Annotated in this window: 4 protein-coding genes; 3 read left to right on the top strand and 1 reads right to left on the bottom strand. The window is 35.0% G+C overall.

Annotation, left to right across the window (positions count from 1 at the left end; all coding sequences use genetic code 11):
- Positions 1-81: 81 nt before the first annotated feature.
- The 3 genes from NK213_RS19175 to NK213_RS19165 are packed head-to-tail and all read left to right on the top strand — an operon-like array spanning position 82 to position 2,652.
- Entirely contained in the window at positions 82-1,014 is a 933-nt protein-coding gene (locus NK213_RS19175; RefSeq protein ID WP_253352314.1) for a DUF1177 family protein, read from the top strand.
- A gap of 9 nt (positions 1,015-1,023) precedes the next feature.
- Entirely contained in the window at positions 1,024-1,707 is a 684-nt protein-coding gene (locus tag NK213_RS19170) for an AroM family protein (protein ID WP_253352312.1), read from the top strand.
- Between the two features lie 3 nt (positions 1,708-1,710).
- Positions 1,711-2,652 carry an aminopeptidase gene (locus NK213_RS19165; protein ID WP_253352310.1) on the top strand — a complete coding sequence of 314 codons (942 nt, stop codon included), beginning with the start codon at positions 1,711-1,713 and terminating at the stop codon, positions 2,650-2,652.
- A gap of 51 nt (positions 2,653-2,703) precedes the next feature.
- Here the strand turns inward: NK213_RS19165 and NK213_RS19160 are convergent, their stop codons facing one another.
- Positions 2,704-3,456, bottom strand: coding sequence for a two-component system regulatory protein YycI (locus NK213_RS19160; protein ID WP_253352308.1), 753 nt, complete (start codon positions 3,454-3,456; stop codon positions 2,704-2,706).
- Between the last annotated feature and the right edge of the window lie 192 nt (positions 3,457-3,648).

Here is a 3,648-nt window from a genome sequence, read left to right as displayed (position 1 = left end):
TATTACATAAAGTAACAAAGATTTTAAGTAGTTAATTTAGCTTTTTTAACTACAAACATATTATACAAGGAGGTAAATAAAGTGTTATTAAAACAGTTAATGGATGTATATGAAGTAATTGACCGTGCAGATGCAAGCGGTCAGCTGGTAAAGGAACTTTTGGAAACTTACGGCGGTAAAAATATAGATGTAAAAAAAATAACCGGTGAAAAAGGCTCTACGGATTTTGTGAAAATAAAAATAGAGGGAAAAAACGGAAAAAGTAAGGGAGGTAATGCTCCTACCATTGGAATATTGGGAAGACTTGGAGGTATTGGAGCAAGACCAGTAATGACAGGAATGGTATCAGATGCTGATGGAGCAATGGTAGCCCTTTCTGTAGCAGCTAAAATTCTGGATATGCAGAATAAAGGTGACTTTCTTGAAGGGGATGTAATAGTAGGAACACATATATGTCCTGACGCGCCTACACAGCCTCATGAGCCGGTGCCGTTTATGGGATCGCCTGTTGATATGGCTACTGTAAACAGAGAAGAAGTAAATGATGAAATGGATGCAATTTTGTCTATTGATACTACTAAAGGAAACAAAGTTATTAATACAAGAGGATTTGCAATATCACCAACTGTAAAAGAGGGTTATATTCTTAAAGTAAGCAATGATCTTCTTACATTTATGGAAATAACAACAGGAAAACTTCCGGCGGTATTCCCGCTTTCAATACAGGACATAACGCCGTATGGAAATGATCTTTATCATTTGAACAGCATACTTCAGCCTGCTACTGCTACATCAGCTCCTGTAGTGGGAGTGGCAATAACAACAGAAGTGCCTGTACCGGGATGTGCCACAGGAGCAAGCCATTTTACAGACATGGAATCTGCAGCAAGGTTCAGTCTTGAAGTAGCAAAAGCATTTGGAAGAAATCAATGTGATTTTTATGATAAAGAAGAATTTGATAAAATTATAAGTAAATACGGAGAAATGAAGCATTTTCAAACTTTTGGAAAATAGGAGCGGAGTATGAAAAGAAAAATAGGTGCAATAACAATAGGTCAGTCACCAAGAACAGATGTAATTCCTGAAATGAAGGAAATTCTCGGAGAGAATGTTACAGTTCTCGAAGCAGGAGCTCTTGACGGACTGACAAGGGAAGAAATAGAAAAATTTATACCGGATAAAAATGATTATGTTCTGGTATCAAAACTAAATGACGGATCACATGTAAAATTCGGCAAGTCATACATAATTCCTTTACTGCAAAACTGTATAAATAATCTGGAAAAACAGGGAGCAGAATTGATAATAGTTATTTGTACGGGATATTTCGGGAGTCTTCTGACTTCAAAAATACCGCTTATTTACCCGCAGAAAATAATGTACTCTCTTGTGCCTGATTTTGCTGTGAATGGAAGAATAGGAGTAATAGTTCCAGAAGAAGATCAGATAGTGCAGATGTCAGAAAAATGGACGGAAACAGGAGTGCATGTGAGTGCAGAGGCAGCTTCACCGTATAAAGAAATAGAAGGTATAAGGAAAGCTGCGGAAAAATTAAAAGCAGAAAATGTGGATATAATTGTACTTGATTGTATAGGATATGATAAAAGTATGAAACAGGAGGTAGAAAAAATTACTGGAAAACCTGTAGTTTTATCAAGAACTCTTGTAGCAAGAGTAGTAACAGAATTAACAGGAGGATGGAGGTAGAAAATGGATTTATCACAAGGCAGTAAAACCGTGGTAGAAAAATGTCTTAAAATACAAAAAGACGAAAAGGTATTAATAGTAACTGATGAAAACAAACTCAAAATGGGACAGGCTTTATTTGAAGCAGTAAAAAATGTCGGGGCAAAACCTTTTCTTTTGATGAGTATGCCCGGAAAAGTAAGCGGGGAAGAGCCTGATGAAATAACAGCAAAAGCTATGCTGAATGCAGATGTGGTAATCTGTCCTACGACAGTCTCGATGACACATACAAATGCAAGGATAAATGCAGTGAAGAATGGTGTAAGAGTAGCAACAATGCCCGGAATTACAGAAGAGATGTTTTCCAAAGGTGCGATAACTGCTGATTATGATGAAGTAGAAAAACTGACCCTCAGAATGACAGATATGCTTACTAAAGCTAAGAGTGCGAAGATAGTAAAAGGGGAGTATACTTTGTCAATGAGTCTGGAGTCACGTAACGGGGTGCCGAGTACCGGTGTATATGATAAAAAAGGAACCGCGGGGAATCTTCCGTCAGGTGAAGCTTATATAGCACCTGTGGAAGGCACTGCAAACGGTGAAATGATAATAGATGGAAGTATGGTGGGAATAGGAAAGCTGGACACTCCTTTATATATGAAAATAGAAAACGGTCTTTTGAAAGAAATAACAGGTAAAAATTCCGAAAAAATATCTATACTTTTGGAGAATGAAAATAATTCATCTCTTGGTGAGCTTGGGATAGGAACAAATAAAAGTGCAATATTATGCGGAATAATACTGGAAGATGAGAAAGTCTACGGGACAGTACATATTGCTTTTGGTACGAATACTTCCTTCGGCGGAACTGTGAAAGCTGACTGTCATATGGACGGTGTTATTCTAAAGCCGGATTTATATCTGGATGATATTCTTGTAATGAAAAACGGGAAAATAATAGTATAATATTTTGAAAGCCGTCAGATTATGACGGCTTTTTATGTAATAATTAATTTTTTACAGATTATGTTTTTCCCATAAACGGGCAGAGTCGTTTAAAGACAGGGATTTATCAGAAATAAGTAATTTGGAGTTAGTCTCCTTAGTTAACAGTTTATTATCAGCCAGTCTCAAAGAATATATTCCGTATTCAAAGTTTTCATAAAAAAAATCGTGCATTATAAGAAGAGCTTCCTTTGGAAGTATCATTTCTTTTTTATCTTTGTATACTTTTATATGCTGAAAACAGCTTTCTTTGAAAAGATAAACTGTTATTTCTGAATGATCTCTGTTAAGCAAATAAAAAAGTTTCATCAGGTCATTTTCCGAAACTTCTGTATCTTTCATCTGATAGTACGGAAGAGTACTTTTAGTATTTTCATTCTCATAATATCTTTCGTTTATATAATCATTCCACATATCAAAAAAATAATCCAAACCTATAATATTATTTCCGAATATTCTTGACAAAACGCCTGAAAATCCTATAGTACCGGTAATATAAACAGAATGTTTTTCCAAGCACCATTTATGAGAAAAATCATGAAGGTTTCTGAAATAGAAAGCGGAAATTTTGGAATCAGCGGGACTTTCCCTGTTGTATTCAAGATTAGTACCTATTCCTAAAATATACATATTCAGGATATCCAGTGAAATGTTACTGCCCAAATACATTCCGGGGCGTGTATGAATGGAATTAAAAAGAACATTTATTTTTTTCAGAATAGTTTTACCTATATAAGGATCTTTAAACAAGTAAGTATATTTCATAAATTCATCAGTCCTTTTAATCAATATATTGAAATTATATCATAAAATGTGTCTGCTTTGTTGGAAAGAATGTAAAAGATTATAATATATATCAATAAAAAGAAGTTTAGGTTAATCTGGTGTTAGTATGAAAAAGTGGACACAAAAATCTTGATTGTGTAAACTAATTGAGAGAAGGCAGGTGTCCGAAAT

This window comes from Sebaldella sp. S0638, assembly GCF_024158605.1.
GTDB lineage: Bacteria > Fusobacteriota > Fusobacteriia > Fusobacteriales > Leptotrichiaceae > Sebaldella.
This window is presented reverse-complemented; position numbering and strand designations above follow the sequence as displayed.